Genomic DNA, 230 nt, shown 5'->3' with positions numbered 1-230 from the left:
ACCCAAGCGCGAACGGGATTCCTAATAAATTGGTCAAAAGTAGCGTTTGATAGACAGAATGATTTTGTGGAAGTTTACGAACTAAGAGATTGTTTATCGCCATGGTTACCGCTACTATAAGCGCAAAAACTGCCCCTGAATTGATCTGTTTTGGTTGTACGATAACGAGGATACCAGCAAAACCTAACATAGATACCGCTATAATTGGAAAGGTTAATCTGTCTTTATAA

At 38.7% G+C, this 230-nt stretch carries 1 pseudogene; it reads right to left on the bottom strand.

From position 1 onward, the window contains the following. A pseudogene (locus tag AAEZ05_RS30520) lies at positions 1-230 on the bottom strand (DMT family transporter); the annotation flags it as partial.

Source organism: Pseudomonas sp. HY13-MNA-CIBAN-0226, from assembly GCF_040310305.1.
Classification (GTDB): Bacteria; Pseudomonadota; Gammaproteobacteria; order Pseudomonadales; family Pseudomonadaceae; genus Aquipseudomonas; species Aquipseudomonas gregormendelii.
This window is presented reverse-complemented; position numbering and strand designations above follow the sequence as displayed.